General features: G+C 65.9%; 27 protein-coding genes. 14 read left to right on the top strand and 13 right to left on the bottom strand.

Annotated elements, in window-relative coordinates; translation table 11 throughout:
- Nucleotides 1–147 precede the first annotated feature (147 nt).
- Nucleotides 148–726, top strand: a complete 579-nt coding sequence (locus ACVILL_RS23135; protein ID WP_456731151.1) for a hypothetical protein — start codon at nucleotides 148–150, stop codon at nucleotides 724–726.
- Between the two features lie 140 nt (nucleotides 727–866).
- Complete coding sequence (locus ACVILL_RS23140; RefSeq protein ID WP_456731152.1) at nucleotides 867–1637, top strand: glycine-rich domain-containing protein; 771 nt, start codon at nucleotides 867–869, stop codon at nucleotides 1635–1637.
- On the opposite strand, the gene ACVILL_RS23145 is transcribed toward ACVILL_RS23140, so the two are convergent.
- Nucleotides 1634–2521 (bottom strand): metallophosphoesterase family protein, encoded by an 888-nt coding sequence (locus ACVILL_RS23145; protein WP_456731153.1) that lies wholly within the window; start codon nucleotides 2519–2521, stop codon nucleotides 1634–1636. The genes ACVILL_RS23140 and ACVILL_RS23145 overlap by 4 nt on opposite strands.
- A gap of 147 nt (nucleotides 2522–2668) precedes the next feature.
- Here ACVILL_RS23145 and ACVILL_RS23150 point away from each other — a divergent pair, with 147 nt between their 5' ends.
- From ACVILL_RS23150 to ACVILL_RS23170, 5 genes are all read left to right on the top strand, one after another.
- Complete coding sequence (locus ACVILL_RS23150; protein WP_456731154.1) at nucleotides 2669–3157, top strand: NUDIX domain-containing protein; 489 nt, start codon at nucleotides 2669–2671, stop codon at nucleotides 3155–3157.
- Nucleotides 3158–3196: 39 nt separating this feature from the next.
- Nucleotides 3197–3709, top strand: a complete 513-nt coding sequence (locus ACVILL_RS23155; protein WP_456731155.1) for a GNAT family N-acetyltransferase — start codon at nucleotides 3197–3199, stop codon at nucleotides 3707–3709.
- Nucleotides 3710–3822: 113 nt separating this feature from the next.
- A complete protein-coding gene (locus ACVILL_RS23160; RefSeq protein ID WP_038386021.1) occupies nucleotides 3823–4140 on the top strand; it encodes an EthD family reductase in 318 nt (105 codons plus the stop codon).
- Between the two features lie 140 nt (nucleotides 4141–4280).
- Complete coding sequence (locus tag ACVILL_RS23165) at nucleotides 4281–4688, top strand: transposase (RefSeq protein WP_456731051.1); 408 nt, start codon at nucleotides 4281–4283, stop codon at nucleotides 4686–4688.
- Nucleotides 4685–5614: an IS3 family transposase gene (locus tag ACVILL_RS23170; RefSeq protein ID WP_456731050.1), complete on the top strand. Its 930-nt coding sequence runs from the start codon at nucleotides 4685–4687 to the stop codon at nucleotides 5612–5614. Before ACVILL_RS23165 ends, ACVILL_RS23170 begins: the two co-directional genes overlap by 4 nt.
- 116 nt (nucleotides 5615–5730) lie before the next feature.
- Here the strand turns inward: ACVILL_RS23170 and ACVILL_RS23175 are convergent, their stop codons facing one another.
- The 6 genes from ACVILL_RS23175 to ACVILL_RS23200 form a co-directional block, all read right to left on the bottom strand.
- Complete coding sequence (locus ACVILL_RS23175; protein WP_456731156.1) at nucleotides 5731–8109, bottom strand: TonB-dependent receptor; 2379 nt, start codon at nucleotides 8107–8109, stop codon at nucleotides 5731–5733.
- Between the two features lie 122 nt (nucleotides 8110–8231).
- Entirely contained in the window at nucleotides 8232–8654 is a 423-nt protein-coding gene (locus tag ACVILL_RS23180; RefSeq protein ID WP_456731157.1) for a DUF2946 family protein, read from the bottom strand.
- A 172-nt stretch (nucleotides 8655–8826) separates the two neighbouring features.
- Nucleotides 8827–10890: a hypothetical protein gene (locus ACVILL_RS23185; RefSeq protein WP_456731158.1), complete on the bottom strand. Its 2064-nt coding sequence runs from the start codon at nucleotides 10888–10890 to the stop codon at nucleotides 8827–8829.
- A 1-nt stretch (nucleotide 10891) separates the two neighbouring features.
- Complete coding sequence (locus ACVILL_RS23190; protein ID WP_456734339.1) at nucleotides 10892–13702, bottom strand: DUF4159 domain-containing protein; 2811 nt, start codon at nucleotides 13700–13702, stop codon at nucleotides 10892–10894.
- Nucleotides 13702–14643 (bottom strand): DUF58 domain-containing protein, encoded by a 942-nt coding sequence (locus tag ACVILL_RS23195; RefSeq protein WP_456731159.1) that lies wholly within the window; start codon nucleotides 14641–14643, stop codon nucleotides 13702–13704. The genes ACVILL_RS23190 and ACVILL_RS23195 overlap by 1 nt, the downstream gene beginning before the upstream one ends.
- Entirely contained in the window at nucleotides 14643–15647 is a 1005-nt protein-coding gene (locus ACVILL_RS23200) for an AAA family ATPase (RefSeq protein ID WP_456731160.1), read from the bottom strand. Before ACVILL_RS23200 ends, ACVILL_RS23195 begins: the two co-directional genes overlap by 1 nt.
- Before the next feature lie 229 nt (nucleotides 15648–15876).
- Here ACVILL_RS23200 and ACVILL_RS23205 point away from each other — a divergent pair, with 229 nt between their 5' ends.
- Genes ACVILL_RS23205 through ACVILL_RS23220 form a run of 4 tightly spaced genes read left to right on the top strand, consistent with a single transcriptional unit; the run spans nucleotide 15877 to nucleotide 18702 of the window.
- Complete coding sequence (locus ACVILL_RS23205) at nucleotides 15877–16518, top strand: DUF1285 domain-containing protein (RefSeq protein ID WP_456731161.1); 642 nt, start codon at nucleotides 15877–15879, stop codon at nucleotides 16516–16518.
- Between the two features lie 32 nt (nucleotides 16519–16550).
- Complete coding sequence (locus tag ACVILL_RS23210; protein ID WP_433995426.1) at nucleotides 16551–17186, top strand: CoA pyrophosphatase; 636 nt, start codon at nucleotides 16551–16553, stop codon at nucleotides 17184–17186.
- Nucleotides 17183–17446, top strand: a complete 264-nt coding sequence (locus ACVILL_RS23215; protein WP_050403977.1) for a DUF6111 family protein — start codon at nucleotides 17183–17185, stop codon at nucleotides 17444–17446. Before ACVILL_RS23210 ends, ACVILL_RS23215 begins: the two co-directional genes overlap by 4 nt.
- Nucleotides 17443–18702, top strand: a complete 1260-nt coding sequence (locus ACVILL_RS23220) for a CCA tRNA nucleotidyltransferase (RefSeq protein ID WP_456731162.1) — start codon at nucleotides 17443–17445, stop codon at nucleotides 18700–18702. The genes ACVILL_RS23215 and ACVILL_RS23220 overlap by 4 nt, the downstream gene beginning before the upstream one ends.
- A gap of 133 nt (nucleotides 18703–18835) precedes the next feature.
- Here ACVILL_RS23220 and ACVILL_RS23225 read toward each other — a convergent pair whose 3' ends face one another.
- The 6 genes from ACVILL_RS23225 to ACVILL_RS23250 all read right to left on the bottom strand — a co-directional run bounded on the left by ACVILL_RS23225 (nucleotide 18836) and on the right by ACVILL_RS23250 (nucleotide 22345).
- Nucleotides 18836–19096 carry a DUF2158 domain-containing protein gene (locus ACVILL_RS23225; protein ID WP_456731163.1) on the bottom strand — a complete coding sequence of 87 codons (261 nt, stop codon included), beginning with the start codon at nucleotides 19094–19096 and terminating at the stop codon, nucleotides 18836–18838.
- 105 nt (nucleotides 19097–19201) lie between these two features.
- Nucleotides 19202–19942: an HAD family hydrolase gene (locus ACVILL_RS23230; protein ID WP_456731164.1), complete on the bottom strand. Its 741-nt coding sequence runs from the start codon at nucleotides 19940–19942 to the stop codon at nucleotides 19202–19204.
- Complete coding sequence (gene hemF / locus ACVILL_RS23235; RefSeq protein WP_456731165.1) at nucleotides 19933–20829, bottom strand: oxygen-dependent coproporphyrinogen oxidase; 897 nt, start codon at nucleotides 20827–20829, stop codon at nucleotides 19933–19935. Before hemF ends, ACVILL_RS23230 begins: the two co-directional genes overlap by 10 nt.
- Before the next feature lie 2 nt (nucleotides 20830–20831).
- Nucleotides 20832–21197: a 6-pyruvoyl trahydropterin synthase family protein gene (locus tag ACVILL_RS23240; protein WP_456734340.1), complete on the bottom strand. Its 366-nt coding sequence runs from the start codon at nucleotides 21195–21197 to the stop codon at nucleotides 20832–20834.
- Between the two features lie 34 nt (nucleotides 21198–21231).
- Nucleotides 21232–21864, bottom strand: coding sequence for a 7-carboxy-7-deazaguanine synthase (queE, locus tag ACVILL_RS23245; RefSeq protein ID WP_456731166.1), 633 nt, complete (start codon nucleotides 21862–21864; stop codon nucleotides 21232–21234).
- A gap of 10 nt (nucleotides 21865–21874) precedes the next feature.
- On the bottom strand, nucleotides 21875–22345 hold the full coding sequence (locus tag ACVILL_RS23250; RefSeq protein ID WP_456731167.1) for a tRNA (cytidine(34)-2'-O)-methyltransferase: 471 nt from the start codon (nucleotides 22343–22345) through the stop codon (nucleotides 21875–21877).
- A gap of 277 nt (nucleotides 22346–22622) precedes the next feature.
- Here ACVILL_RS23250 and petA point away from each other — a divergent pair, with 277 nt between their 5' ends.
- The 3 genes from petA (at nucleotide 22623) to ACVILL_RS23265 (ending at nucleotide 26207) form a co-directional block, all read left to right on the top strand.
- Nucleotides 22623–23153 carry a ubiquinol-cytochrome c reductase iron-sulfur subunit gene (gene petA, locus ACVILL_RS23255; RefSeq protein ID WP_456731168.1) on the top strand — a complete coding sequence of 177 codons (531 nt, stop codon included), beginning with the start codon at nucleotides 22623–22625 and terminating at the stop codon, nucleotides 23151–23153.
- Between the two features lie 72 nt (nucleotides 23154–23225).
- Nucleotides 23226–25298 (top strand): cytochrome c1, encoded by a 2073-nt coding sequence (locus tag ACVILL_RS23260; RefSeq protein ID WP_456731169.1) that lies wholly within the window; start codon nucleotides 23226–23228, stop codon nucleotides 25296–25298.
- 234 nt (nucleotides 25299–25532) lie between these two features.
- The gene (locus ACVILL_RS23265) at nucleotides 25533–26207 is read left to right on the top strand and encodes a dienelactone hydrolase family protein (protein WP_028333180.1); all 675 of its coding nucleotides are present in this window, start codon (nucleotides 25533–25535) and stop codon (nucleotides 26205–26207) included.
- Nucleotides 26208–26215 lie beyond the last annotated feature (8 nt).

Raw genomic sequence — 26215 nt, forward strand, 5'->3', positions numbered from 1 at the left:
GGTCGACCGCTTTGGGACAATGCGAGGGGTTTTTGATCTGGGGATAAGTGGCAGCCTAAGTGCTTGGGAACCAACGTCCTTTGCGGACGTCATGGTTGCTGATAGGTTAATGGGTAGGAAACCCGTTACCACGAGGCCCCGCGAGGCATGTCCGATCCGCAGAACACCGGCAGCGAGGCGCGCGAGATGCGGCCGACGCTGCGAGAGGCGCTGCGGCGGGCGCGGATCGAGGCTGCCGACCGCACCGGCGTCGTCGTCGAGTTGCGCGACGCCGAGGTGGCGCGGCTCGAGATCCTCAACGATGCGCTCGATCCGTTGTTTGCGCAGGTGCCCGAGAAGGTCGACCTGTTCGACCGCGGCATCAGTCAGGGCGAGACACCGCGGCTGTGGATCGATGTGGTCGCCCACGTGCTGATGGGCCGCGACAAGCGGATCTACCGCTTCGTGCAGGACACGAGGTTCGGCCGCATCGTGCTCGCCGAATCGCACGACGTCGCCGTGATCGTCGATGCCGTCACCGACTATGTGGCGCGGCGCCTGATCGAGCGCGAGCATGCGATGGTGGCAACGCCGCTTCCGGTCGCCGAGCCGCCGGCACCGCCGCCCGCCCCGGTGGCGGCACCGCCGAAGCGCCGCGGCCGGGTCGGCGTCTTCGTGTTAGGCTTCGTGATGGGCGCGCTGGCGCTGTTCGGCCTCGCGCTGCTGGCGAGCTTGCAGAATTTCTGAAACATGATCCGGAAAAGCGCGAAGCGGTTTTCCCTCGCGAAAAACGCGGAACGCGTTTGCGCGGAGATCATGCGCAAAAAGGGAGCTAAAGCGCGATGACGATTCAATCGCGCTTTAGCCGCTGACGGCGGGGGGGCATCGTGGTCGTAACACCCGCCTCGGCATTTTTCGGCGTCCTGGCGGCGGCCGCGGTGATCGGCAGCGCCGTGCTGTTCGGCAAATGGCAGACGCTGCGGCGCGCCGAATATATCCGCACCTTCAACTGGCCACAGGGCCTGCTGGCCCGGCTCGAAAAGCATCATCCCGGCTTCACCCGCAAGGACAGCGCGCTGGTCTCGCGCGGCTTGCGGCAGTTCTTCCTCGCCTATCTGATGAGCGGCAAGCGTTTCGTCTCGATGCCCTCGCAAGCCGCCGACGACCTCTGGCACGAATTCATCCTCTACACCCGCGAATACGACGCGTTCTGCCGCCGCGCCTTCGGTGGCTTCCTGCATCACAGGCCGGCCGTCGTGCTGGTGAAGGAGCAGCGCAGGAGCAATGAGGGGCTGCGGCGGGTGTGGTGGTACTGCTGCAAATACGAGAACATCGATCCCGTCAGGCCGACGCGGCTGCCGCTGTTGTTCGCGCTCGACGCCAAGCTGAACATCACGAACGGCTTCATCTATCACACCGACTGCGGGGCGCTGCGCCGCAGCGGCATCGGCGGCAGCAGCCCCTATTGCGGCGGCGACTTCTCGGACTCGTCGATCGATGGATCGTCGGCAGGCTTCGGCGATGCCGGCAGCGACGGAAGTGGCGGCGATGACGGCGGCCACGGCGGCGGTGATGGAGGCGGCGGCGACGGTGGAGGTGGCGGCGACAGCGGAGGCGGCTGCGGCGGTGGTTGTGGCGGCGGCGGGGGCGGAGATTAGGACAGCCGCGTTTGCTTCAATTCGCGAATGCCGTCGTGATCGCCGAGGCCACGCACGGTCTGCTCGCAGCGCCAGGCGTTGCCGTCGCGCTCGATCGAGAACAGATTATAGGCCGCCGCCGGATAGTGCTTGCGCGCCAGCGCCGATGCCGACGGCACGCCGATTGCCGGGATCTTCCGCTCGGGGCCGTCGAACCACATCGTCGAATGGATGTGGTCATGGCCATGCAGCACCAGCTCGACGCCATGCCGCTTGAGCAGCGCGAGCAGCTGATGCGAGTCGGTCAGCCGCTTGGCGCGCCCGTCGGAGTGCAGCGGGTGATGCACCAGCAGCACGCGGAAGGAGTTCTCCCGCGACAGCTGCGCGAGGATCGTGTCCAGCGCGCCGAGTTGCGCATGGCCGAGCCAGCCGGTCGCCATCAGCGGCGGCGTCGGCACCGCCGAGGAGACGCCGATCAGCGCCACCGGGCCGCGGCGGCGCAGGAACGGAAAATGGCTCGCCGCGCCATCGGCATCGCCGCGCAGATAGTCGCCGAAATGGCTGACGAAGCGATGCCGGGTCGCGCGCACATAGGCATCGTGATTGCCGGGGACCACGGTGACGTCGGCAGGCGGGCCTACCCCCTCCAGCCATTGCCGGGCCGGATTGAACTCGGCATCCAGCGCCAGGTTGACGAGATCGCCGGTAACGGCGACATGGTCCGGCTGTTGCGCCTGCATGTCCGACACCAGCGCGTCGAGCACGTCGCGGCGGTGAAATTTGTGACGGTTGCGCGTCCAGTTCAGATAGCCGAAGGCACGCTTGCCGGCGAGGTCGCGCAGCCGTGCCGCCGGCAGCGGCGGCAGATGCGGGTCCGACAGATGCGCGAGGCGGAACGCCGCCATCAGGCAATTCCCTTCGGATTGTCCGCGAAAAGTGGCCGGCAGCCGGTCATGTCGTGCTATCCCGAACGTGCTGTCCTGTATTGGCAAGAGCTGCGCGGGCGCGCAAGGATCAAAGCCAGGATCAAACACCATGATATCGGGGGTTCAGTGACGATCCTGCTGGATTTACGCAAGCGCTTCGAGCCGCAGATCAGATGGGTGTTTCACTTCTACTGGCGGCTGGTCCGCAGCATGACGCTCGGGGTCCGCGCGGTGGTGCTCGACGCCGACAACAAGGTGTTCCTGGTCAAGCACAGCTATGTCCATGGCTGGTACCTGCCCGGCGGCGGGGTCGAGGTTGGCGAAAGTTTTATCGAGTCGCTGCGGCGCGAGCTGGAGGAGGAGGGGCGGATCGAGCTCGCCGGCGAGCCGGTGCTGCACGGTATCTTCCACAACAGCCACGTCTCGCCGCGCGATCATGTCGCGGTCTATGTCGTCAGGAACTACCGGCAGGACCGGCTGCCGGATCCGAATCGCGAGATCGTGGCGTGCGGCTTCTTCGATCCGGCCGATCTGCCTGATGAGACCACCCCCGGGACGCGGCTGCGGATCGCGGAGGTGCTCGAGGGCAGGCAGCCCGCGGCGACATGGCGGTGATGGACCGCGCCCGCGCCAGATGCTATCCCGCGCCCCACAATGACCGAATTGTCCCTGACCATCCTGCCCGAGACCCCGAAAGACGCCCAGGCGATCGAGCGCCTGCACGAGCGCACCTTCGGGCCCGGCCGCTTCGTGCTCAGCGCCTACCGGCTGCGCGAGCATGTCGATCATCTGCTCGACGTCTCCTTCACCGCGCGGATCGGCACGCTGCTGGTCGGCTCGGTGCGCCAGCTGCCGATCACGATCGGCGATACGCCGGCGCTGATGCTCGGGCCGTTGACGGTCGAGCCGCCGTTCCGCAGCCGCGGCGTCGGCCGCGCGCTGCTCGAACGTGCAATCAATGACGCCCGCGCCAAGGGCCATCGGCTGATCGTGCTGGTCGGCGACGAGCCATATTATTCGCGGGTCGGCTTCAAACCGGTGGCGAAGGGGCGGATGACGATGCCCGGCCCGGTCGACTACAGTCGTCTGCTTGTCATGGAACTGGTCGACGGCGCGTTCGAGGGCGTGTCCGGGCAGATCCAGCCGGACTGGAGCAAGGCGATCTGACGTCTGCGCGAGCACTGCCGGAACGGTTGCGCCCTCCGGCAATCTGACGCACAGTTGAGGCAAGCGCCGGGACAAGACCGGCGCATGTCATATCAACAGGGAGAGTGCGCGCCATGATCAAGGTCAGTGTGATGTATCCGAACAATCCAGGCGCACGCTTTGATCACGATTATTACCGCGACAAGCACATGCCCCTGGTGAAGGCGCGGTTGGGCGACGCCTGCAAATACTACACCGTCGACAAAGGCATCGCCGGCGGCGCACCGGGCCAACCCGCCACCTATGTCGGCATGTGCCACATCTTCTGTGACTCGGTCGAGGCCTTCGCGGCCGGCATGGGCAAGCACGCCCAGGAGATCTTGGGCGACATTCCGAATTACACCGACCAGCAGCCGGTGATTCAGATCAGCGAAGTCGTCGTCGGCCACTGATCGCCAAGCGCCCGCACGGAGAAAATTCGTAGCCCGGATGGAGCGAAGCGAAATCCGGGACAGACCGTCCACGGCAAAAGTGGAGTGCACCCCAAAAGTGAGACACGGGAAATTAGGGACAGTTCTCTAACGGAGAACGGATGCCCAACAAATCACCCCGTGTTTTCAGCCGCGAGTTCAAGCTCGAGGCAGTCCGCCGCATTCTGGCGGGGGAGCGCATCAGGGCGCTTTCGCAAGAGCTGAAGGTGCTGCGCAAGGATCTGTACGCGTGGCGCGATCTGTTTCGTGCGGGCGGGGCGGAAGCCCTGCGACCGATCGGTCGGCCGCGCAAGAGCGATGCCGTTGCGCCGAGAGTGAGGGTGCGGGCGCGCGAAGTCGCGGCTGCTGACCCTGGTGCGCCGGAGCGGATTGCGGAACTTGAGCGCAAGATCGGCCAGCAGCAGATTGAACTGGATTTTTTTCGGCAAGCCTTGCGGCGGGTCAAGGAAGCACGCCGGCCGAGCAGCGAGCCTGGCGTGACGGGGTCTACGCGGTCATCCAAGCGATGACGGTCCCCTCGCAGCAAGGCGAACTGACGATCGAACGGATGTGCCGGTTGGCTGGTGTCAGCCGGGCCGGCTATTACCGGCACTGGGCGGCTTCCGCGCCACGTGCCGAAGAGGTTGGCGTGCGGGACGCGATCCAGCGGCTGGCGCTTTCTTACAGGCATTACGGCTATCGGCGGATCGCCGCGCAGTTGCGCCGCGAGGGCTTTGCGGTGAACCACAAACGCGTGCTGCGCCTGATGCGCGAGGATAATCTGCTGTGTTTGCGGCAGCGGCCGTTCGTGCCGGTTACGACGGACTCGCGCCATCCGTGGCGGGTGGTCCCGAACCTGGCCCGCGGCATGGTGCCTGATGGCCTCGACCAGCTCTGGGTGGCGGACATCACTTACATTCGTCTGCGGGAGGAGTTCGCCTATCTCGCCATCGTGCTCGATGCCTTCAGCCGGCGCGTGGTCGGCTGGGCCCTGGAGACGCATCTGGAAGCTCGTCTGGCGGTTGCCGCGCTCTCGATGGCGCTGGCGGCGCGCCAACCGACGCCCGGCAGCCTGATCCACCACTCCGACCGCGGGATCCAATACGCCTGCGGCAACTACACCGAACTGCTCCAGCAGCGCGACATTGCTCCCAGCATGAGCCGGGTCGGCAATCCCTATGACAACGCCAGGGCGGAGAGCTTCATGAAGACCCTCAAACAGGAGGAGGTCAACGGTCAGACCTACCGCGATGCGCAGCATGCCAGAAATGCGATCGGCGCCTTCATCGAAGACGTGTACAATCGTCAACGGCTGCACTCGGCCCTGGCCTACCGGCCGCCGGCCGAGTTCGAAGCAAACCTACCGCGACGCGGGGCTGCTGCGCAGCAGCCCCGCGTCGCGGCCCTAACCCATCAACCCGCCCAGCCGCACCAGGCGGTTGGCACCTGTCCCTGATTATCGTGTCTCACATCAGGGGTGCAGTTCAAAAGTAGTCCCGGATTGCGCTTCGCTCCATCCGGGCTACGCGACATAAATCCCTCTGCCGCTGACGGCAGAGGGATACGCTTGTCTCAGAACTTCAGATTGGCAAAAGCCCGCACGCCCAGGCCCGGCATCAGCACCTCGTCCTTGGTGTAGGAGACGGAGTTGCGGATGTTCTGGTTGAGCAGATTGTTGCCGGCCAGGCCAAGCGTCATCTCGCGCGCGCCGATCCATGACGAATTCAGCTTGGTGTTGTAGGTGACCTCCGCGTTCAGCAGATTGTAGCCCGCGGTCGGGGTCTCGCCGGTCACGGCGATGTCGCTCTGCGCGAAGGCGTGCACCAGGTTGATGCGCGTGAACCAGTTGCTGTCGCGCCAGTAGACGCCGCTGCCGAGCCGCACCGGCGGAATCCGCGGCACGTTGCTGCCGTCGGTGAAGGTGGCGCGCACCACGTCGAACTGGTTCTCGATGCCCCAGATGCCGCCGTTGAGCGGTCCGATATCGAGCTGGCTCTGGAACTCGGCGCCGCGGAAGATCGCGTCACGCTGCGCGTATCTCGCCTGGTTCAGCTCAAGCTGGTCCGGATTGGCTATGTCCACGCAAGCTGCACTGTCGCACGTGTTGCCGGTCAATTGGCGGTAGATAAAGCCGTTGAACTTCGTGTAGTAGCCGGTGAGTTCGAATCGCAACGGCCCCGTCGCCCGGCGTAGTCCGACCTCGATCGATTTTGCCGTCTCGATGCCGAGATTGGAATTGCCGATGTCAAAGGTGGCGGTCGCATCATGGGCGCCGCGCGAAAACAGCTCTGCCGGTTTCGGCGCGCGTTCGACGTATTGGCCGGTAATGCTCGCAACCAGATCCCACGGCAGGTTCTGGATCACGCCAATGCTCGCACTTTTCGGCGTGAAGTGCAGATCGCGCGGCGTGGCTGGACCAATACTGGCAGGGTCGGTGTTGACGTCGAACACGTCAGGTATGAATGCCGGCGTTGTCCCGGAGAGGTTGACGTGCTCGATGCGTGCGGCGATCTGCGCCTTGGTGGTCTCGCTGAATTTCAGCTCGTTGAAGACGTAACCGGCGACCCTGTTGTTGTTGTTAGGGTCCCACAATCCGTTGAGCGGGCTGCCTGGATCGTCCGGACTTGGGGCCCTCAATTCCTGATGGCCGGCCTGCAGGCCGAACGCCGTCGTCACGGCCGCGAAACGCGCGTTGAACGGCATCATCTGCACCTCGACGCGGGCTTCCTGCTCCTTGTTGGTGAAGGTCTGGCGCACGCCGTCGCTGAACAGGTCGGCCGGATCGGCAAGACCGAGTTCGTTGTGGCGATAGTCGGTCGCGCCGACCCAGAACCGCACGGCGTCGATCGCCGCCGCATCGGGCCGGTACTCGCCCTTGACGGCGATCTTGGTCTGGTGCGCGTCGATCCTTGTCTGATGATCGGCGCCGTCGGTGCCGGGGATGTGGTAGAGCGAATCGTTCTGGGTGATCGCCGCGCCGATATAGCCGCCCTGGAAGAAGTATGATGCGCCGACCGACGCACCGTCCGACTGCGTCGCGGAGTTCGGTTGGCGGCCGTTAAACGGCTGGCCCGGGACGAATAGATAAGGATAGCTCGGAATGCTGTAATCGCTGGTGGTACGGCCATAGACGTCGGCATGCACGGCGACATTGTTGCCGCCGGCGTCCAGCAGCATGCCTCCCTCGACGCCGCGATTGACCGAACTCACCGACGTGCGGGTCTCGACATTGAGGCAGCCCGGGCCGCCGGCATCGGCGAGCGGCGCCTTCACCGGCAGGCCGTAGGTCTGGAACGGCGTCGCCGCGCAGGTCGGCATCGCGTCGGGAATCCGGTTGTTGGTGGCGCTGACCACGCCGCCGATCGAGGTCGAGCCGTAGCGCAGCGCGGCAGGTCCCCGCACCACCTCGATCTGGTTGGTCGAGAACGGATCGATCGGCACGAAGTGATCTTCGCCGAGATCGGAGACGCCGCCGCCGCCGAGACCGTTCTCGACGATGCCGACGCGGTTGACGTCGAGGCCGCGGATGATCGGCCGGCTCGATGCGCCGGGTGCGAAGCTCGAACCGGTGATGCCGGGTTTCGAGAACAGCAGATCGCCGAGCGTTGCGCCGCCGGAGCGCCGCAGTTCCTCGTTCGGGATCACGGTCACGGTCGCGAACTGGTCCGTGACGACGGGCAGCACGCCCTGCTGCGGTGCCGGCGCCGTTGGCGCAGGCGTCGGCTGCACCGCTGCGGCGCGTTCGCGGTTGCGGCTCGGCGCGGCCCGGACCACGTGGGTCGGCGTGCGTGTTGGCGCGGTCCGGTGCCGCTGGATCGGGCTTGGCGCCGTCACGGTGATGTCAGGGAGTTGCGTCGGCGTGTCGTCCGCCAGCGCGCCGTGATGCATTGCGCCGAGCAATAGCCAGCTCGCGCCTCCGATGTGGAGTGCTCGTTTCTTCTGAAGTGTCATTGTCCCGATCCAAATCCGATCCAGATCCGTCGACATGACGGATCGATCCCGATTTGCCCCGCGGGAGCAGGCCGCAACTATGACGCGGCCGTCCGTTCAGGGCGTGCAGCAATCAGTCGATGTCAGGACAGTGGAGGTGCGCGGGAATGAAAGGCCGCGTGCGCCGACTTCAGATGGACGAATTCGGCATTGGTGGTGCGGAGCAGAAGCTCGACGGCTTCCGGAAGCAACAGCACCGGCGGCGCCGTGAACAGCATGCTGCTCGCGAGCGAGATGACGGTGCAGATCGCGCAATGGTCGGCCGGATGCCGGTCGTTGTCGTGCCTGGCGGGCGGCGCGGTCCCGGTCACCTGGACCGCGAGGTCCGGCGTCGCCGAGGTCCCGATATAGGCAAGATCGACCAGCGACAGGCCGGTATGCGTCGCGGGCGCCGCTTGGGCGGCCGCAATGGGGTGGAAATGCCCGAACGACAGCACGAACTGGACGGCGAGCGCGAACAGCGCCAGCCGCGAGCCAGTCCTGATGTGTTTCCGGAACCACTTCATGCCGATTGAGCCCACCCAACGGGACGGCGCTCGTTCCCCAGCCGCCCGATGTTACATTATAACATCGGAGGGCACCCGCGATGTCAACGGTGGTTCCGGCACACTGTGTCGATCCGTTGCTGGTGTGTGATTGAAGCAACGGGTCGGCTGGGATGTCAGGGCGTGACCGAACTCAGCGTCCCTCGCGTAGCCAGGTGGCCGCGAATGCGCCGAGCAACAGCAAGAGGCCGACCAGGCCGGCGAACATCGGCAGCACGCCGACGCCCTTGACCACGCTGGCGTCGCGCATCTTGACGCCGAGCCAGCCATCGCCGCGGAAGATCGAGGAGGCGCGCACCGGCACGATGCGCGGCATGTCGAGGCTCGATCCGTCGACGATGCGCCGCGCGTCGCCGCCGGTCGCCTGGGCCAGCGGCTTCAGCATGTCGGTGGTCGAGGTGACCTCCGAGAATTCCTTCGGGTTGGTCGGGCCGACATTGATCAGCGCCTTCAGAGTGCCGTCGGTGGCCTGCCACAGGCCGAGCTCGCTCGCGGGCAGCGTGGCGCGCCACTCGCCGGGATCGCCGGCGGTCAAGGTCAGTTCATGCGTGGCGCCGCTCGGCGACGTCACGGTGACCGGCGACACGGTGTCGGCCATGGTCTGTCGCACCACCATGAGGTCCTTGCCCTGCACCTGCATGCGCAGCGCCTCTTCGTCGAGATCGGGCTGCTTCATCAGCCAGTGCGACACCCGCCGCAGCAGATCGAGATGCGGGCCGCCGCCTTCATAGCCGCGCGCCCACAGCCAGATCTGGTCGGAGAGCAGGAGCGCGACGCGGCCTTCGCCGAATCGCGACAGCAGCAGCAGCGGCTTGCCGTCGGCGCCGGTCATGACAGGCGGGTTGATCGCATTGCGGGTGTCGACGGTGCGGAAGAACCGGCTCCAGTGCGGCGGCTCGGCATTCGAGCCTTCCAGCCCGCGCGTCACCGGATGGCGTTTCCCGGCATTGCTCAAATGCGCGTAGAACGGCTTCTCGGTGACGCCGACCGGCTCGGCCGGCAGCACCGAATCCAGCGGTGTGCGCCAGATGCTGGTGGTCGAGGCGTAGTCGGGACCGGCCGACACCAGCACCGCGCCGCCGGCGCGGACATAGCGCGCGATGTTGTCGAAATAGGCGATCGGCAGCACGCCCTGACGGGCGTAGCGATCGAAGATGATCAGCTGGAATTCGTTGATCTTCTGCTGGAACAGCTCGCGGGTCGGAAACGCGATCAGCGACAGCTCGTTGATCGGCGTGCCGTCCTGCTTCTCCGGCGGACGCAGGATGGTGAAGTGCACGAGATCAACGCTGGGGTCGGACTTCAGCAGGTTGCGCCAGGTGCGCTCGCCGGCATGCGGCTCGCCGGAGACCAAGAGCACGCGCAGCTTGTCGCGCACGCCGTCGATCGCGACCACGGCGCGGTTGTTGACCGGCGTCAGCTCGTTCTCGAGCGGCGAGGCCTCGATCTCGACGATGTTGGGACCGGCATGCTTGATGTCGATGTCGACGCTCGAGGTCTGGCCTGAGGTCATCGTGCGCTCGTTGACCACCTCGCCGTCGCGGCGGATCGTGACCTTGGCGCGTTCGCCCGTGACGCCCTGGTCGTCGAGCCGGAAGGTGATGGTCTGGGTCTGGCCGACGATGCCGAAACGCGGCGCGGCCGTGATCGCGATGCGGCGATCGCGCTCGTCCCTGCGGCCGGTGATCAAGGCATGCACCGGCGCCTGGAAGCCAAGCGCCTGCGCGTTGGCCGGAATATCGTGCACGCGGCCATCGGTGATCATGAACGCGCCGGCGACGCGCTCGACCGGAACGTCCGACAGCGCCGACGTCAGCGCGCCGAACAGCTTGGTGCCGTCGGTTTCGCCGTCGGCCTGGCCGGCCTCGACGACGCGGACCTCGAGGCCCTTGATCTGCTTCAGGCTGTCGACCAGCGCCTGCTTGGCCTTGTCGGTCTCCTGGTTGCGGGTGCCGAAATTCTGGCTCGGGCTCTTGTCGACCACGACCGCGGCGACCGAGGACAACGGTTCTCGGTCCTCGCGCGTGAACGAGGGATTGGCCAGCGCGAGCAGGATCAGCGCCAGCGCGGCGACACGCACCGCGGCACCGCGTGCGCGCGACACAAGCAGCAGCACCGCGATGACGACGATCGCGCCGAGCGCGAGCCACAGCACGAGGGAGGGAACCAGCGGTGTGAACGCAATACCGTAGTTCATATCATTGTCCCAGCCGCTCGATCAGGGCAGGCGCGTGCACCTGGTCGGCCTTGTAGTTGCCGGTCAGCGTGTACATCACGATGTTGACGCCGGCGCGGAAGGCGAATTCGCGCTGGCGCGGCTCGCCCGGTGTCAGCGGCAGCATCGGCTGGCCGTCGGGGCGGATCGCCCAGGCGCCGGCAAGATCGTTGGACGTGATGATGATCGGCGAGACGCCGTCACCGCCGCGCGCCGGGCGCTGCGCGGCCTCGTCGTCGTCCTCGCGCGGCAGCGCCTCGACCCAGGTCTGGCCCGAATTGAAGCGGCCGGGGAAGTCGCGCAGCAGATAGAAGGTCTTGGTCAGCACGTGCTCGCGCGGCACCGGCTCGAGCTCGGGCACGTCGAGGGTCGACAGCAATTCGCGCAGCGTCTGCATGGCTGGTGTCTGCGACGCGCCGTTGTCGCCCGGCGGCGCCTCGACGGCGTCGCGAGTGTCGAACAGCACGGTGCCGCCCTGCTTCATGTAGGCGTCGATCTTGTTGATGGCGTCCTGCGGCGGCTTCGGCGCACCAGGCACGATCGGCCAGTAGATCAGCGGGAAGAACGCGAGCTCGTCGCGCGCCGGATCGATCCCGACGGGATCGCCGGCCTCCAGCGCGGTGCGCTGGCCGAGGAACAGCGTCAATCCGGACATCCCGGCCTTGACGATGGAATCGACGTCCGCATTGCCGGTCACGACATAGGCCAGCCGGGTTTGCGACACCGACTTGATGGCGAAATCGTCGCTGCTGCCGTTCTGCGCGTGCGTCGGCGAGGGCACCATCGTGGTCGCAAGGATGAAGGCCAAGGCAAGCACCGCGGGCGCGGCGCGCCGCCGGATCAGCGCGGCGAGGCCGCCGCCGAGCATCGCCACCACGATCGCATCGAGCAGGAACAGCGCCAGCGCCGCCGACAGCATGATGCCGCGCAGGTCACGCGGCTCGGCGTTGGTGTAGCTCGCACGCTTCGCGCGCAGGCCAGAGATGTCGAGCGGCGCGATGCGGTCGGCGGAAGCGAGCGTGTTGACCGCGATCGGGCTCTCGGTGGTGCCGTAGAAGCCGGGCGGATGGTCGGCGGTGCCGCGGTCGCGATAGTCCGCCGACATCGGCTTCGCAGTCGACGGCGGCGGGCCGAACACGCCGAAGCCGTCGAGCGTGCGCAGCGGCGTGACCGTCTCGGCATTGGGATCGCTGGCGACGCCTGGGCCGGGCTTCGAGGTATAGCCGGACATGTCGATCAGCCGGCGCAGCATCTCGACGAACGTGCCGGACATCGGCAGATCCGACCAGCGCATGTCGGCGCCGACATGGAACAGGCTGACCACGCCCTTGCCGCGATGCTCGCCGGTGACGAGCGGCGTGCCGTCCTCCAGCGAGGCCCAGCTCTTGGTCGCGAGCACGGCGTCGGGCTCGGCCAGCACCTGGCGGCTGACGGTGATGTCCTTCGGCACGGTGAGGCCCGCGAACGGACCATCGGCGGCGAACGAGGCCATGTGTTGCGGCTTCTCCCAGGTCAGGCTGCCGCCGAGCGTGCGTCCGCCACGGCGCAGCTTGACGGGAACGAGGTCGTCATCGGCCTGCGCGAGGCGCGGGCCGGCGAAGCGCACCAGCACGCCGCCTTGCTCGATCCAGGCGTTGAGCCGGTCGCGGATCTCCGGCGACAGCGTGCCGACATCCGCCATCACGATCATCGGCAACCGCTGATCGAGGAATTGCCCGATCACCTGCTGCGGCGCGCCGCGATCGCCCAATCTGACATCGGCGAACGGCGATAGCGCGCGGGAGAGATAGAAGGTCGACGCCAAGAGCGGCTGCGCGGTGTCGTTGCTCGCGCCCGAGACCACGCCGATGGCGCGGCGGCGCCAGCGCCGGTCGAGCAGCTGCACGGCGCCGGCCGAATGCTCGCCGGAGATTTCGAGCCGCGCGATGTCGTTGCGCAATTCGACCGGAAGATCGAAGGCGGCTTCGGTCTCGCGATCCTGCGGGCCGAATGTGTAGCGGGCCTCGCCGATCGGCGAGCTCTTGGCGTCGAGCGCGCGCACCGTACCGGCCGCGATGCCGCTCTCGGTGCGCAGCACCTTCACGGTCATCCTGGCGGCGGCGTTCTCGGCCGCGACCAGCGCCTGCGCCGACTGCGTACCGCCCGCATAGATCGTCAGATTGCGGCTCTCGATCAACTTGCCGAGACCTTCAGTGAATTCGCTGCCGCGGCCGGTGTCGACGCCGTCGGACAGCCAGGCGATGTCGCAGTCGCCGGTCGATTTGAGGAAACGTCCAAGCGTGGCGAGGGTTTCAACGCGATCGATCGAGTAGGGTTTTGGCGCGAGCTGGCGCAGCGCGACGCGGGCGGCGCCGGCCGGCATCAGCGTGATGTCGCGTGCAGGCTCGGACAGCGGCACCAGCGCGACGCCGCGGCGGTCGCTGTCGGCATTGGCGATCAGCTCGTCGGCGGCCCTAATCCGCGCATCCCAGCTCGAAGCCGCACTCCAGCCGTCGTCGAGCAGGATCACCAGCGGCTGCTTGCCCGAGGCGATGCCGGTCTGCGGATTCCAGATCGGCCCGGCGGCGGCGAAGATCACGAGCGCGGCGGCGGCGAGCCGCAGCAGCGTCAGCCACCAAGGCGTGCGCGACGGCGTCTCCTCCTTGGGCGCGATGTCGAACAACAGCCGCGTCGGCGGAAATTCGATCCGGCGCGGCCGCGGCGGCATCACGCGGAGCAGCCACCACAGCACCGGCAGGCTGACCAGTCCCAGCAGCAGCAGCGGTTCGGCGAAGGAGAGGGGGAGGCCTGCGATCATGCGCTGCGTCCCGCCTTGACGGTTGAGCGGCCGCCGCCCTTGCTCACCATCATGCCGGCATGCAGGAACAACAGCAGTTCAGCCGCCGAGCGGCTGGTGGTGTGGGTCGAGAACAGCCAGTCGAGCCGGTTGGTCTCGGCGCGGATCTGCTCGCGATGCAGCGCGACACGGGCGACATAGTCGCTGGCCCAGCTCTCGGCGCGCCCTGCGGTGATGACGCTGCCGGCCTCGGGCTCGATGAACTCGATGCGGCCGGAATAGGGGAAGGTCTCTTCGGCCGGATCGACGACCTGGATCATGGTGCCGTGCGCGCCGGAGGAGGAAAGCCCGGCCAGCATCGTCGTGATCTCAGCGATCGGCGACCAGAAATCCGACAGCACGACCACTTCGGCCAGCGACGATGGCACGAAGGACGGCGGCAGGCTCGCGCGAGTCTTGTCGTCGTGCAACATCGCTTCCGCCATCTTGTCGATCACCTTAAGGCTTGCGGTCGGGTTCATCAGGCCGGGAATGCCGACGCGTTCTCCGCCCGCAACCAGCAGCTCGGCAAGCGCGAAGGCGACGATCAGTCCGCGCTCCAGCTTGCTGTCGCGCGCATCGCGTGAGGCAAAGGCCATCGAGGGCGACCGGTCGGGCCAGATCCACACGGTGTGCGCGGCCTCCCACTCCTGTTCGCGCACATAGAGATGGTCGTCGCGTGCCGAGCGGCGCCAGTCGACGCGCTGGGCCGGCTCGCCGGAGACGAAGCGGCGGTATTGCCAGAAGTTTTCGCCCGCGCCGGCGCGGCGGCGGCCGTGCAGGCCGTGGATGACGTTGGCAGCGACACGGCGGGCCTCAAGCACCAGGCGCGGCAACGATGCGGCGAGCGTTCGGCTTTCGCCATCTGCACGTCGAACCGCCAGGATCTCCTCGTTCTGGTGCTTGTTTTCTGCGGCCATCAACCGATCCGGGACTTCAACTGCTTGATCACGTCGGGAATGGTGCGGCCTTCGGCGCGCGCCGAGAAGGTCAGCGCCATGCGGTGCTTGAGCACGGGCTCGGCGAGATCGAGCACGTCGTCGATCGACGGCGCGAGCCGTCCGTCGAGCAGTGCGCGGGCGCGCACCGCGAGCATCAAGGCCTGGCTGGCGCGGGGACCCGGTCCCCAGGCGATCAGCTTGCCGGCATCGCCGCCCTCGGTGCCGGGACGCGCGGCACGGACCAGCGTCAGGATCGCTTCGACCACGGAATCGCCGACCGGCAGGCGGCGCACCAGGCGCTGCGCCGTGAGCAGCGTCTCCGCGTCCATCGACGGCTTGGCATGCGCCTCTTCGGCGCCGGTGGTTTCGAACAGGATGCGCCGCTCGGCGTCGCGATCGGGATAATCGACGTCGATTTCCATCAGGAAGCGGTCGAGCTGAGCCTCGGGCAACGGATAGGTGCCTTCCTGCTCGAGCGGGTTCTGCGTCGCGAGCACGTGGAATGGCTTCGGCAGATCGTGTCGCGCGCCGGCAATGGTGATGTGCTGCTCCTGCATGGCCTGCAGCAGCGCCGACTGGGTGCGCGGACTGGCGCGGTTGATCTCGTCAGCCATCAGGAGCTGCGCGAACACCGGACCCGAGATGAAGCGGAATGAGCGCTTGCCGGCGGAGCTCTCGTCGAGCACTTCGGCGCCGAGAATGTCCGACGGCATCAAATCGGGCGTGAACTGGATACGCTTGGCATCGAGCCCGAGCGTGACGCCGAGCGTCTCGACCAGCTTGGTCTTGGCCAGACCGGGGACGCCGATCAACAGCGCGTGGCCGCCGGATAGGATCGTCACCAGGGTGTTTTCGATCACCCGGTCCTGGCCGAAAATGACCGTGGACACCGCTTCCTTGGCGGCCTTGATCTGGCCCGCGACCTGCTCGGCCGAACGGACGATCACATCCTCCAGTTTTTCGACGCTGTCTGCACCAGCCATTCGATCCGCTCCTTCTCGACGATACGCTTGATTCCTGCGTCGTCATCTCCTGGCCCTCATGCTAAACCTGCGCGAAAGCCATGTATTCGTTGAATTAAACTATCCCCACCTTATCGGTATTTCAGGATATGAACGGCATCACGATGTGGCGAGAATATCCTTCCGACCACATCTCACGATATGTGCACCAAACGTGCCAGATTGAAGGTAGGAAACTTTAAGGCAAACAATGGCGAAGCAAGGGCAGAGCGATTCCGGCAGTGAAACTACGGGCATCCGAGGCAAGGGCCTCGAAGGGCTCACCAGCGCTGCCAATCAAGCTGCGACGTCGGGTCCGGCCGGACGCAAGGGCCTGCCGCCGGTTCACCTGTGGAATCCGCCATTCTGCGGCGATCTCGATATGCGAATCGCGCCTGACGGCACCTGGTTCTACATGGGAACGCCGATCGGCCGCCCCGCGCTGGTGCGGCTGTTCTCCACGATTCTGAAGCGCGAGGACGGCAAGCACTTTCTCGTGACACCGGTGGAGAAGGTCGGCATCCGCGTCGACGACGCGCCGTTCCTTGCCGTGGAAATGCGGACCGAGCAAGACGCGCGCGGCCGTTTGCTCAGGTTCCGCACCAATGTCGACGATTGGGTCGATTGCGAGAAGGGCCACGGCCTCAGATTCGAGGCCGCCGAAGATGGCGGATTGACGCCCTATCTGCATGTCCGCGCCGATCTGTGGGCCAAGGTGACCCGCGCGCTCTACTACGATCTGGTTGACATGGGCGAGCAGCGGATGGTCGATGGTCAGGAGATGTTCGGCATCGAGTCCGGCGGCGAATTTTTCGCGATGGCCGATGCGAGCCAGGTGAGGGACGCACTTTGAACGAGCCGTTGCTGAAGGTGAAGCCGGCGACGATCAGCTCGACGGAATTCTTCGCGCGGGCCCGCACGCGGCTCAATTTCGAAGTGCCGCCGGGGCTGGTCGATCCGCATATCATTCCGCGCACAGGAGATTCCGGCAACGACCGCATGCTCGAGATCGTCGCACAGGAGCAGCCGGTTCGCCCGGCCGCGGTGCTGATCCCGGTGGTCGATCATCCCGAGCCGACCGTGCTGCTGACGCAGCGCTCGCCCAATCTGTCGAGCCACGCCGGCCAGATCTCATTTCCCGGCGGCAAGATCGACGCCACCGATGCCTCGCCGCTCGATGCCGCGTTGCGCGAAGCCTGCGAAGAAGTCGGCTTGAGGCGGGAATTCATCGACCCGGTCGGCTATCTCGACCTCTATGGCACCGCGTTCGGCTTCCGCATCCTCCCGACGGTCGCCAAGGTGAAGCCGGGATTTGCGTTAGAGATCAACGAGGCCGAAGTCGTCGATGCGTTCGAGGTGCCCCTCGCCTTCCTGATGAATCCGGAGAATCACCAGATTCACACCAAGGAATTCCGCGGCATGGACCGGTCCTATTATGCGATGCCGTTCGCCGAGCGCTACATCTGGGGCGCGACCGCAGGCATCCTGCGTGTGCTATATGAGCGGATCTATCTGTCATGATCCGCACGGTGTTGACCGAGATCGGAATCTTTCTGATCCCTTTCGCGGTCTATGCCATCTTCCTCATCGCGACGCGGTCCGGCGTGACGCTGCCGGCGTCCTGGCCGCTCGACATGATCGCGAAGCTGACGCTGGCGGCGCTGGTGATGGTCATCGTGAGCTTCGTGCTGCTGGCCGAATTGACCGGCGCGCCGCCGAATTCGACCTACGTTCCCGCCCATATCGAGAATGGCAGGCTGGTGCCGGGAGCTGAGAAATGAGCGAGGTGCGCTTGTTGTCCGACGCGCCGTGGCTCGCTGCGGGGCCCGCGGCGCGCGTGCTCGGTCTGCTCAATGCCGACGGCGAGGAAGCACGCGTGATCGGCGGCGCGGTGCGCAACGCGCTGATGAAGATTCCGCTCGCCGACATCGACATCGCCACCACGGCGCTGCCGGAAGAGGTCATCCGCCGCGCCAAGCGAGCCGCCATCAAGAGCGTGCCGACCGGCATCGAACACGGCACGGTGACCCTGGTGGTCGACGGCCAGCCGTTCGAGGTGACGACCTTGCGCGAGGACACCGAGACCTATGGCCGCAAGGCCAAGGTGGCGTTCGGGCGCGACTGGGTGCGCGATGCAGAGCGGCGCGACTTCACCATCAACAGCCTGTCGGTCGACGCCTCGGGTGTCGTGCATGATCACGTCGGCGGCCTCGCCGACATCGAGGCGCGTCGCGTGCGCTTCATCGGCGATCCCGCGCAGCGGATTGCCGAGGACTATCTGCGTATCCCGCGCTTCTTCCGCTTCCACGCCGCCTATGGCGCAGGCGAGGTCGATCGCGCCGGCTATCTCGCCTGCGTCGGTGGGCGCGCCGGTCTTGCCGCCCTCTCGGCCGAGCGCATCCGCATGGAGATGCTCAAGCTCGTGGTTGCGAACGGTGCAGCCGGCGCGGTGGTCGCGATGAGCGACGGCGGGTTGCTGCTGCCGCTGTTCGGCGGCCTCGCCTATACCGGGCCGTTCGCGGCGATGATCGAGATCGAGAAGCTGATGGAGCTCGCGCCGAGCGCGATGCGCCGGCTCGCCGCGCTGACGGTCGCCGTGACCGAGGACGCGCGGCGGCGCATCGCGAGCCGGCTCAGGCTCTCCAACGCCGAGGCCAAGGCGCTCGATTCGATGGGCCATCGCTGGTGGCGCTTGCCCGGCATGGACGAGGCGCATGCCAAGCGCAGGCTGTACCGGCTCGACGAGGAGCCCTATCGCGACCGCCTGCTGCTCGCCTGGGCGCGAACCGGCGTCGGCCACGATGTCGATCAGTGGCGCGGACTCGTGACGCTGCCGCGACGCTGGCGCGCGCCGCATTTTCCGTTGCGGGCATCGGATTTCATCGCGCGCGGGATTGCCGAGGGACCGGCACTGGGACACGTCCTGACCTTGGCCGAGGATGCTTGGCTAGCCGCGGATTTTCCGCTGGAGCCCAAGAAACTGTCCGATATCGCCGACCAGACCGCGGCCCGTTTCACCCGCGACCACCGACTCTAAGTTCTATTGCCGGCATCTCGATGCCGCCGTGATCATCGGCGGCATGGTGACGATTCGCTGAACGACGATCAGTCGAACGTTGCATGGAGACGATGCCGCCGGCGCCTGCCAGGCAGCATCGCTCCAACAAATCTCACGCCGCCTTGCGCTTCTTCTTGCGGTCGCCGTCGTCGTCCTCGTCTTCGTCGTCTTCTTCCTCGTCGTCGTCTTCCTCTTCATCGTCTTCCGGATCGATCTCGGTCGACTCGAGTGCGACGAGCGGCAGGGTTTCGCGAAACAGATCGCCGTCCGTGCCCATCCACAGGCAATCGACCTTGTCTTCCTCGACTTCCACCACCGTGATCGGATGGCCGCCGGACTTCAGCATGACGACATCGCCTGGTTTCAGTTCCATCGGTAATCCCTCCGCGCTTGATGACGCGGGCGGCAGGCTAGCGACCGGTGATGACAGTCAAATCACGGCCGGCGCCGGGTGCGATGGAATTGACGTGGAAAACGGCTATTTGCGTTTGGCCGGAACCAGTTCGGTCAGCGAGCGGATGATGCGGTCCGGCTTGATCGTCGATCCCACCGGCAGCCCGACACCGTGCACGTCCATCCAGATCGCATAGATGCCAAGCCGCTGCGGCGCCACGACTTCCCACTCGAGATTGTCGCCGATCATCCAGGTGTCCGCTGCGGTGACACCGAGCGCCTCCATCGCGTGCAGATAGGCGCGCTCCTCCGGCTTGCCGAAGCCGTGCTCGCCCTCGATCTGGATGTGATCGAAGCGATGGCCGAGCGCGAAGCGCTCAACCTTGGCGCGCTGCATGTCGGCGGCGCCGTTGGTGACCAGCGCGAGCTTGATGCCGAGCGCCTTGAACGCATCGATCGCTTCATGTGCGCCGGGGAAGACGAACATCTCCTCCTCGCGATAGGCGGTGAAGCGATCGGCGATGCGGTCTGCGAGTTCGTCCGGTAGCGCGCGGTGGCCGGAGGCCGCAAGCTGAGCGAAGCCGCCCTTCACGGTCAGCCGCCGCGCCTCGCCGAGCTTGATCCGCCAGATCGGTTCGGCCGTCGACCAGAATTGCCGTGCATATGCGAGCAGCGCAGTCGCGACCATTTCGGGGGGCAGGGGAGCCAGCTCCGCGGCGAACTCGGTGGTGATCGTGTTCCAGGCGATCTCGGGGCGCCCATAGGCCGACAGGATGGTGTCATCCATGTCGATCAGCATTGCGCGCGGCAGGCTCGTTACGGCCATTTCACCTCCGGCGGCAGCGACGACAGGATCGAATCCACATTGCCGCCGGTCTTCAGTCCGAAGATGGTGCCGCGATCGTAGAGCAGGTTGAACTCGACATAGCGCCCGCGGCGGACCAGCTGCTCGTCGCGGTCCTCCGCGTTCCACGCCGCCTCGAAATTGCGCCGCACCAGCTCGGGATAGATTTTCAGGAAGCTGCGCCCGACGTCCTGGGTGAACGCGAGATCGGCTTCCCAGTCGCCGCTGTCGTGCCAGTCGTAGAAGATACCGCCGATGCCGCGGGCTTCCTTGCGATGCGGCAGATAGAAATAGTCGTCGCACCATTTCTTGTACTTGTCGTAGTCGGCGACGCCGTTCGGCCCGCTGCACGCCGCTTTCATTGCGGCATGGAAGGCGATCGTATCGGGGTCTTCCTGGGTGCGCCGCCGGTTCAGCACCGGCGTCAGGTCGGCGCCGCCGCCGAACCACGCCTTGGTGGTGACGACGAAGCGGGTGTTCATGTGCACGGCGGGCACGTTCGGATTGCGCAGATGCGCGATCAGCGAAATGCCCGAGGCCCAAAATCGTGGATCGTCTGCGGCGCCGGGAATCTGTGCGCGGAATTCGGGGGCGAACTCGCCATGCACCGTCGAGCAGTGCACGCCGACCTTTTCGAACAGCCGGCCCTTCATGATCGACATCACGCCGCCGCCGCCGGGCTTGCCGGTGTGGTCGGTGCGGTCCCACGGGGTGCGCGTGAAGCGGCCGGCGTGGCCGGGATAGAGCGCGGGGGAGGCGTCGTCCTCGAGCTTCTCGAGGGCCGCGCAGATGTCGTTGCGCAGCGCCTCGAACCAGCCGCGCGCACGCGCCTTGCGGTCCTCGATGATGGCAGGGTCTGTTGGCAGCATGACTAACCTTGCGGGCCGAAGTAAGTGCAGCTCTCGTTGCAGCTGTCGCGATGGACGCTGACGCGGGTCAGCTTGCCCGCATGTTGCAGCCGCTCCCAGATGAAGCGCGAGAGATTCTCCAAGGTCGGCACGCCGATCGCCTCGATCTTGTTCAGGAACTTGTGGTCGAGCGTCTTCTGTACCTCGGCCATGGCGCGCTCGAGCAGGCCGAGATCGATCACCATCCCGGTGGCCGGATCGGGCGTACCGCGGACGGTAACCTCGGCTCGAAACGAGTGACCGTGAATCTCCTCGCTGGCGGTGCCAAAGGTCGTTCCGGACAGCGCATGCGCAGCCTCGAACCGAAACGCTTTCGTCAATTCCCACATCTCGTTCAACAATCCAGTTCTGGCAAAGTAGAGTTCATCTGATCCCAAGCGTCTTGTGCGTCTGCACGCTGAGGCGCCATTGCGGGTGCTTCAGGCAATAGGCGATCGCCCGTTCGGTATTCTCGATCACGTCGGGGCCGTCCATCGGCTGCAGCGAGAAGCGCTCGAAGGCGAGCCCTGCGAAATCCTCCGGAGCGTTCTCCGGCTGCGGATAGACCAGCTTGAGCTCGTGCCCCTTGCGCACCACGAGCTCGGATGCGGCCTTCGGGCTGACGCAGATCCAGTCCAGCCCGTCGGGCGGCGCGATGGTGCCGTTGGTCTCGATCGCGATCGCAAAGCCGTGGCCATGCAGGGCCCCGATCAGCGCTGTATCGACCTGCAGCAGCGGCTCGCCGCCGGTCAGCACCACGTAGCGGTCGGCTTCGCCTCCGGTCCATTGCGCGGCGATGGTGCCGGCGAGCTCGGCCGCGTCGGCATAGCGGCCGCCGAGTGTGCCGTCGGTGCCGACGAAATCGGTGTCGCAGAACCGGCAGACGGCCCCGGTGCGGTCCTGCTCGCGGCCGCTCCAGAGGTTGCAGCCGGCGAAGCGGCAGAACACGGAGGCGCGGCCCGCATGGGCGCCTTCGCCCTGCAGGGTAAGAAAGATCTCCTTGACCGCGTAGCTCACCAAAAATCCCTTAAGTTGGCGAACCGGCCGTCATCGAACCGGTCTGCCGCAGCGCCTCGCCGACGGCCATGGCCACCGTGACGGCCACATTGAGCGACCGCATGGTCGGCCTGATCGGAATCACCAGCCGCGCATCCGCGGCAGCCACCACCGCGTCGGTCACACCTGCCGTTTCGCGCCCGAACAGCAGGACATCGGAGGCCGTATACGCGAAATCAAGGTAGGATTTCGCCGCCTTGGTCGTGAACAGGACCAGCCGGCATCCGGCCTCGGCCCGCCATTCCTTGAATTTCGACCATGAGTCGTGACGCTTCAACCGCACATGGTCGAGATAGTCCATACCCGCCCTGCGGAAATTCCGGTCCGAGGTGTCGAATCCCGCCGGTTCGATGATATGGGCTGCCACGTTCAGGCAGGCGCAGAGGCGCAGAATCGTCCCTGTGTTCTGAGGGATGTCGGGCTGGAACAGCGCGATCTGCATGGTGCGGGCGGCCTGTGAAATCCGGATGAAATTGTCTCAATAAAACATCGCTCGGCGCGGATTTCGTGCATTGCACGTGTGCGAGCCGATAGCGGGCTTGCGCTCGTCCGGCAAGGGTGCCAATAGAACGATTCTGGACTGCTGTTCCGCCATTTGGGGTGTGGAATGGCAGTTTTCTGCCGCCGCGGGGGCCGCGGGCGCCGGCAGCCTTTCTTGGGGCGTGTTCCACGTCTCTGGGGCGGTTCCACCGGCTGCAGAAAAGAAAGGGCTAGGAATCGTGACGACAGCGTCTTCGGCGGACCATCCCACACGCCGTGATTTTCTCTTTGTTGCAACCGGAGCTGCCGCCGCGGTCGGCGCAGCCGCCACCATCTGGCCGCTGGTTGCCCAGATGAACCCCGACGCCGCGACGATCGCGGCCGGCGCGCCGATCGAGGTCGATCTGACGCCGATCGCCGAGGGCCAGGACATCAAGGTCTTCTGGCGCGGCAAGCCGATCTACATCAGCCATCGCACCAAGAAGCAGATCCAGGAGGCCCAGAGCGTCGCGCTCTCGAGCCTGCCCGATCCGCAGCCCGACTCGGCCCGCGTCAAGGCCGGCCACGACCAGTGGCTGGTCGTGATCGGCATCTGCACCCATCTCGGCTGCATCCCGATCGCCCATGAGGGCAATTACGACGGCTTCTTCTGCCCCTGCCACGGCTCGCAGTACGACTCCTCCGGTCGTATCCGCCAGGGGCCGGCGCCCGCCAACCTGGCGGTGCCGCCCTACGCCTTCCTTTCCGACACCAAAATCCAGATCGGCTAAGTCCCGGCCCCTCCGGGACTTCGGCTTCCCCTTGGACCCATCGCGTCGTTTTTCTTCTTCAGGATCGCATCAATGAGCGGACCATCTGATTTCCAACCGAGCAACCCCGCCTTGAAGTGGATCGAACGGCGCCTTCCGATCTTCGGCCTGATCCACTCCTCGTTCGTGGCCTATCCGACGCCGCGCAACCTGAACTACTGGTGGACCTTCGGCGCCATCCTCTCGATGATGCTGGCGCTGCAGATCCTGACCGGCGTGATCCTGGCGATGCACTACACGCCGCACGCCGACCTCGCCTTCAAGTCGGTTGAACTGATCGTCCGCGACGTCAATTACGGCTGGCTGCTGCGCAACATGCATGCCTGCGGCGCGTCGATGTTCTTCTTCGCCGTCTACATCCACATGTTCCGCGGCCTCTACTACGGGTCGTACAAGGAGCCGCGCGAGGTGCTGTGGATCCTCGGCGTCATCATCTACCTCCTGATGATGGCAACCGGCTTCATGGGCTACGTGCTGCCGTGGGGCCAGATGAGCTTCTGGGGCGCCACCGTCATCACCAATCTGTTCTCGGCCGTGCCCTATTTCGGCGAGAGCATCGTGACCCTGCTGTGGGGCGGCTATTCGGTCGGCAACCCGACGCTGAACCGCTTCTTCTCGCTGCACTACCTGCTGCCGTTCGTGATCGCCGGCGTGGTCGTGCTGCACGTCTGGGCGCTGCACGTCGCGGGTCAGAACAACCCGGCCGGCGTCGAGGCCAAGACCGAGAAGGATACCGTTCCGTTCACGCCGTATGCGACGATCAAGGACGCGTTCGGCGTGTCGTGCTTCCTGATCTTCTTCGCCTGGTTCATCTTCTACATGCCGAACTATCTCGGCGACGCCGACAACTACATCCCGGCGAACCCGGGCGTGACCCCGGCGCACATCGTGCCCGAATGGTACTACCTGCCGTTCTACGCGATCCTGCGTTCGATCCCGAACAAGCTCGCCGGCGTCGTGGCGATGTTCTCGGCGATCATCATCCTGTGCTTCCTGCCTTGGCTCGACAGCGCACGGACCCGGTCGTCGAAGTATCGTCCGCTGGCCAAGCAGTTCTTCTGGATCTTCGTGGTGGTCTGCATCCTGCTCGGCTACCTCGGCTCGCAGCCGCCGGAAGGCATCTATGTGATCGCCGGCCGCATCCTGACGGTCTGCTACTTCGCCTACTTCCTGATCGTGCTGCCGCTGCTCGCCCGCATCGAGACGCCGCGGCCGGTGCCGAACTCGATCGCCGACGACGTGCTGGCGAAGAGCAAGGGCAGGGCCGCGACCGCAGCCTCCGTGATGCTCGCGCTGGTGGTCGCCGGTGGCCTGTTCGCCGGCAGCACCCAGAACGCCAAGGCGGAGGAGGGCGGCAATGCGCCGCCGCAGCAGCAGTGGTCCTTTTCGGGCTGGTTCGGCAAGTATGACCGCGGCTCGCTGCAGCGTGGCCTGAAGGTCTACAAGGAAGTCTGCTCGGCCTGCCACGGCCTGTCCTATGTCGCGTTCCGCAACCTCGCCGATCCCGGCGGCCCCGGTTACTCGCCGGCGCAGGCGGCGGCGTTCGCGTCCGAGTACAAGATCAAGGACGGTCCGAACGACCAGGGCGAGATGTTCGAGCGTCCGGGCCGCCCGGCGGACTACTTCCCGTCGCCGTTCCCGAACGAGCAGGCCGCGCGCGCAGCCAATGGCGGCGCAGCGCCGCCGGACCTGTCGCTGATCACCAAGGCGCGGTCCTACAAGCGTGGCTTCCCGCAATTCGTGATCGACTTCTTCACCACCTATCAGGAGCAGGGGCCCGACTACGTCGATGCCATTCTGCAGGGCTTCGAGGACAAGGTTCCGGCCGGCGTCACGATTCCCGAGGGCTCGTACTACAACAGGTACTTCCCCGGCCACGCCATCAAGATGCCGAAGCCGCTGTCCGACGGTCAGGTGACCTTCGACGACGGTTCGCCGGCGACGGTCAAGCAGTACGCGCACGACGTCACGACCTTCCTGATGTGGGCGGCCGAGCCGCACATGGAGGAGCGCAAGCGGATCGGCATGCAGGTGTTCTTCTTCCTGATCGTGTTCGCGATCCTGATGTACTTCACCAAGCGCAAGGTCTGGGCCGACGCCCACTAAGGCTTGGCGCAGAACGATCTGAAAAAGCCCCTTCGGGGGCTTTTTGCTTGATGCAAGTCAGTCCGGCGCGCTCATCAGAGCGAACCCCAATTCGCAATCGCGAACCGTGGAATCTCGAGATTCCGGGTTCGATGCTACCGCATCGCCCCGGAATGACAGTGTCGTCAATTGCGTCTGCCGCCGAGTGCGGACAAGATGCCGGCCAATCAGCCGGCAAACATTGCGGAGGAACTCATGGGTACCAGCATCAGCTTCAAGCGTCCGGACGGCAAGGAAGCGTCGGGCTATCTCGCCAACGCCGCGCGCGGTAACGCGCCTGGTGTCGTCGTGATCCAGGAATGGTGGGGCCTGTCGGACCAGATCAAGGGCCTGTGCGATCGCTTCGCGGTGGCCGGCTTCGATGCGCTGGCGCCCGATCTCTACAAGGGCAAGGTGGTGCCGTATCACGACACCGATGCGGCCGGCAAAGAGATGAACTCGCTCGACTTCATGGACGCCACCACGCAGACGGTGCGCGGCGCCGCGCAATATCTCGCCAAGAACGGCGCCAAGGTCGGCCTGACCGGCTTCTGCCTCGGCGGCGCGGTAACCATCATCGGCTCGGTGCACGTGCCGGAATTGACCGCGGGCGTCGTGTTCTACGGCATCCCGCCGGAGCAGGCCGCCAAGCCCGCCGACGTCAGGATCCCGCTGCAGGCGCATTTCGCCAACAAGGACGACTGGTGCACGCCGGAGCTGGTCGGCAATTTCGAGAAAGCGATGAAGGCCGCCGGCAAGTCGCTCGAGCTGTTCCGCTATGACGCCGAGCACGCTTTCGTCAACGAGCAGCGCCAGTCGGTCCACGATCGCGAGGCCGCCGAACTAGCCTGGGGCCGCGCCACGGACTTCTTCAAGAAGCATCTGGGGTAGGTGACCCA

Source organism: Bradyrhizobium sp. USDA 3364, assembly GCF_054056355.1.

What these genes read in the sequence shown, in the direction of transcription:
- ACVILL_RS23170 (WP_456731050.1), top strand. Translation starts at nt 4,685, where the DNA reads ATGACGGTCCCCTCGCAGCAAGGCGAACTGACGATCGAACGGATGTGC.
- ACVILL_RS23240 (WP_456734340.1), bottom strand. Translation starts at nt 21,197, where the DNA reads ATGTGGGAATTGACGAAAGCGTTTCGGTTCGAGGCTGCGCATGCGCTG.
- ACVILL_RS23200 (WP_456731160.1), bottom strand. Translation starts at nt 15,647, where the DNA reads ATGGCTGGTGCAGACAGCGTCGAAAAACTGGAGGATGTGATCGTCCGT.
- ACVILL_RS23260 (WP_456731169.1), top strand. Translation starts at nt 23,226, where the DNA reads ATGAGCGGACCATCTGATTTCCAACCGAGCAACCCCGCCTTGAAGTGG.
- hemF (WP_456731165.1), bottom strand. Translation starts at nt 20,829, where the DNA reads ATGCTGCCAACAGACCCTGCCATCATCGAGGACCGCAAGGCGCGTGCG.
- ACVILL_RS23220 (WP_456731162.1), top strand. Translation starts at nt 17,443, where the DNA reads ATGAGCGAGGTGCGCTTGTTGTCCGACGCGCCGTGGCTCGCTGCGGGG.
- ACVILL_RS23160 (WP_038386021.1), top strand. Translation starts at nt 3,823, where the DNA reads ATGATCAAGGTCAGTGTGATGTATCCGAACAATCCAGGCGCACGCTTT.
- ACVILL_RS23135 (WP_456731151.1), top strand. Translation starts at nt 148, where the DNA reads ATGTCCGATCCGCAGAACACCGGCAGCGAGGCGCGCGAGATGCGGCCG.
- ACVILL_RS23185 (WP_456731158.1), bottom strand. Translation starts at nt 10,890, where the DNA reads ATGAACTACGGTATTGCGTTCACACCGCTGGTTCCCTCCCTCGTGCTG.
- ACVILL_RS23265 (WP_028333180.1), top strand. Translation starts at nt 25,533, where the DNA reads ATGGGTACCAGCATCAGCTTCAAGCGTCCGGACGGCAAGGAAGCGTCG.
- ACVILL_RS23195 (WP_456731159.1), bottom strand. Translation starts at nt 14,643, where the DNA reads ATGGCCGCAGAAAACAAGCACCAGAACGAGGAGATCCTGGCGGTTCGA.
- ACVILL_RS23145 (WP_456731153.1), bottom strand. Translation starts at nt 2,521, where the DNA reads ATGGCGGCGTTCCGCCTCGCGCATCTGTCGGACCCGCATCTGCCGCCG.
- ACVILL_RS23205 (WP_456731161.1), top strand. Translation starts at nt 15,877, where the DNA reads ATGGCGAAGCAAGGGCAGAGCGATTCCGGCAGTGAAACTACGGGCATC.
- ACVILL_RS23230 (WP_456731164.1), bottom strand. Translation starts at nt 19,942, where the DNA reads ATGGCCGTAACGAGCCTGCCGCGCGCAATGCTGATCGACATGGATGAC.
- ACVILL_RS23165 (WP_456731051.1), top strand. Translation starts at nt 4,281, where the DNA reads ATGCCCAACAAATCACCCCGTGTTTTCAGCCGCGAGTTCAAGCTCGAG.
- ACVILL_RS23225 (WP_456731163.1), bottom strand. Translation starts at nt 19,096, where the DNA reads ATGGAACTGAAACCAGGCGATGTCGTCATGCTGAAGTCCGGCGGCCAT.
- ACVILL_RS23175 (WP_456731156.1), bottom strand. Translation starts at nt 8,109, where the DNA reads ATGACACTTCAGAAGAAACGAGCACTCCACATCGGAGGCGCGAGCTGG.
- ACVILL_RS23250 (WP_456731167.1), bottom strand. Translation starts at nt 22,345, where the DNA reads ATGCAGATCGCGCTGTTCCAGCCCGACATCCCTCAGAACACAGGGACG.
- ACVILL_RS23180 (WP_456731157.1), bottom strand. Translation starts at nt 8,654, where the DNA reads ATGAAGTGGTTCCGGAAACACATCAGGACTGGCTCGCGGCTGGCGCTG.
- ACVILL_RS23215 (WP_050403977.1), top strand. Translation starts at nt 17,183, where the DNA reads ATGATCCGCACGGTGTTGACCGAGATCGGAATCTTTCTGATCCCTTTC.
- ACVILL_RS23155 (WP_456731155.1), top strand. Translation starts at nt 3,197, where the DNA reads ATGACCGAATTGTCCCTGACCATCCTGCCCGAGACCCCGAAAGACGCC.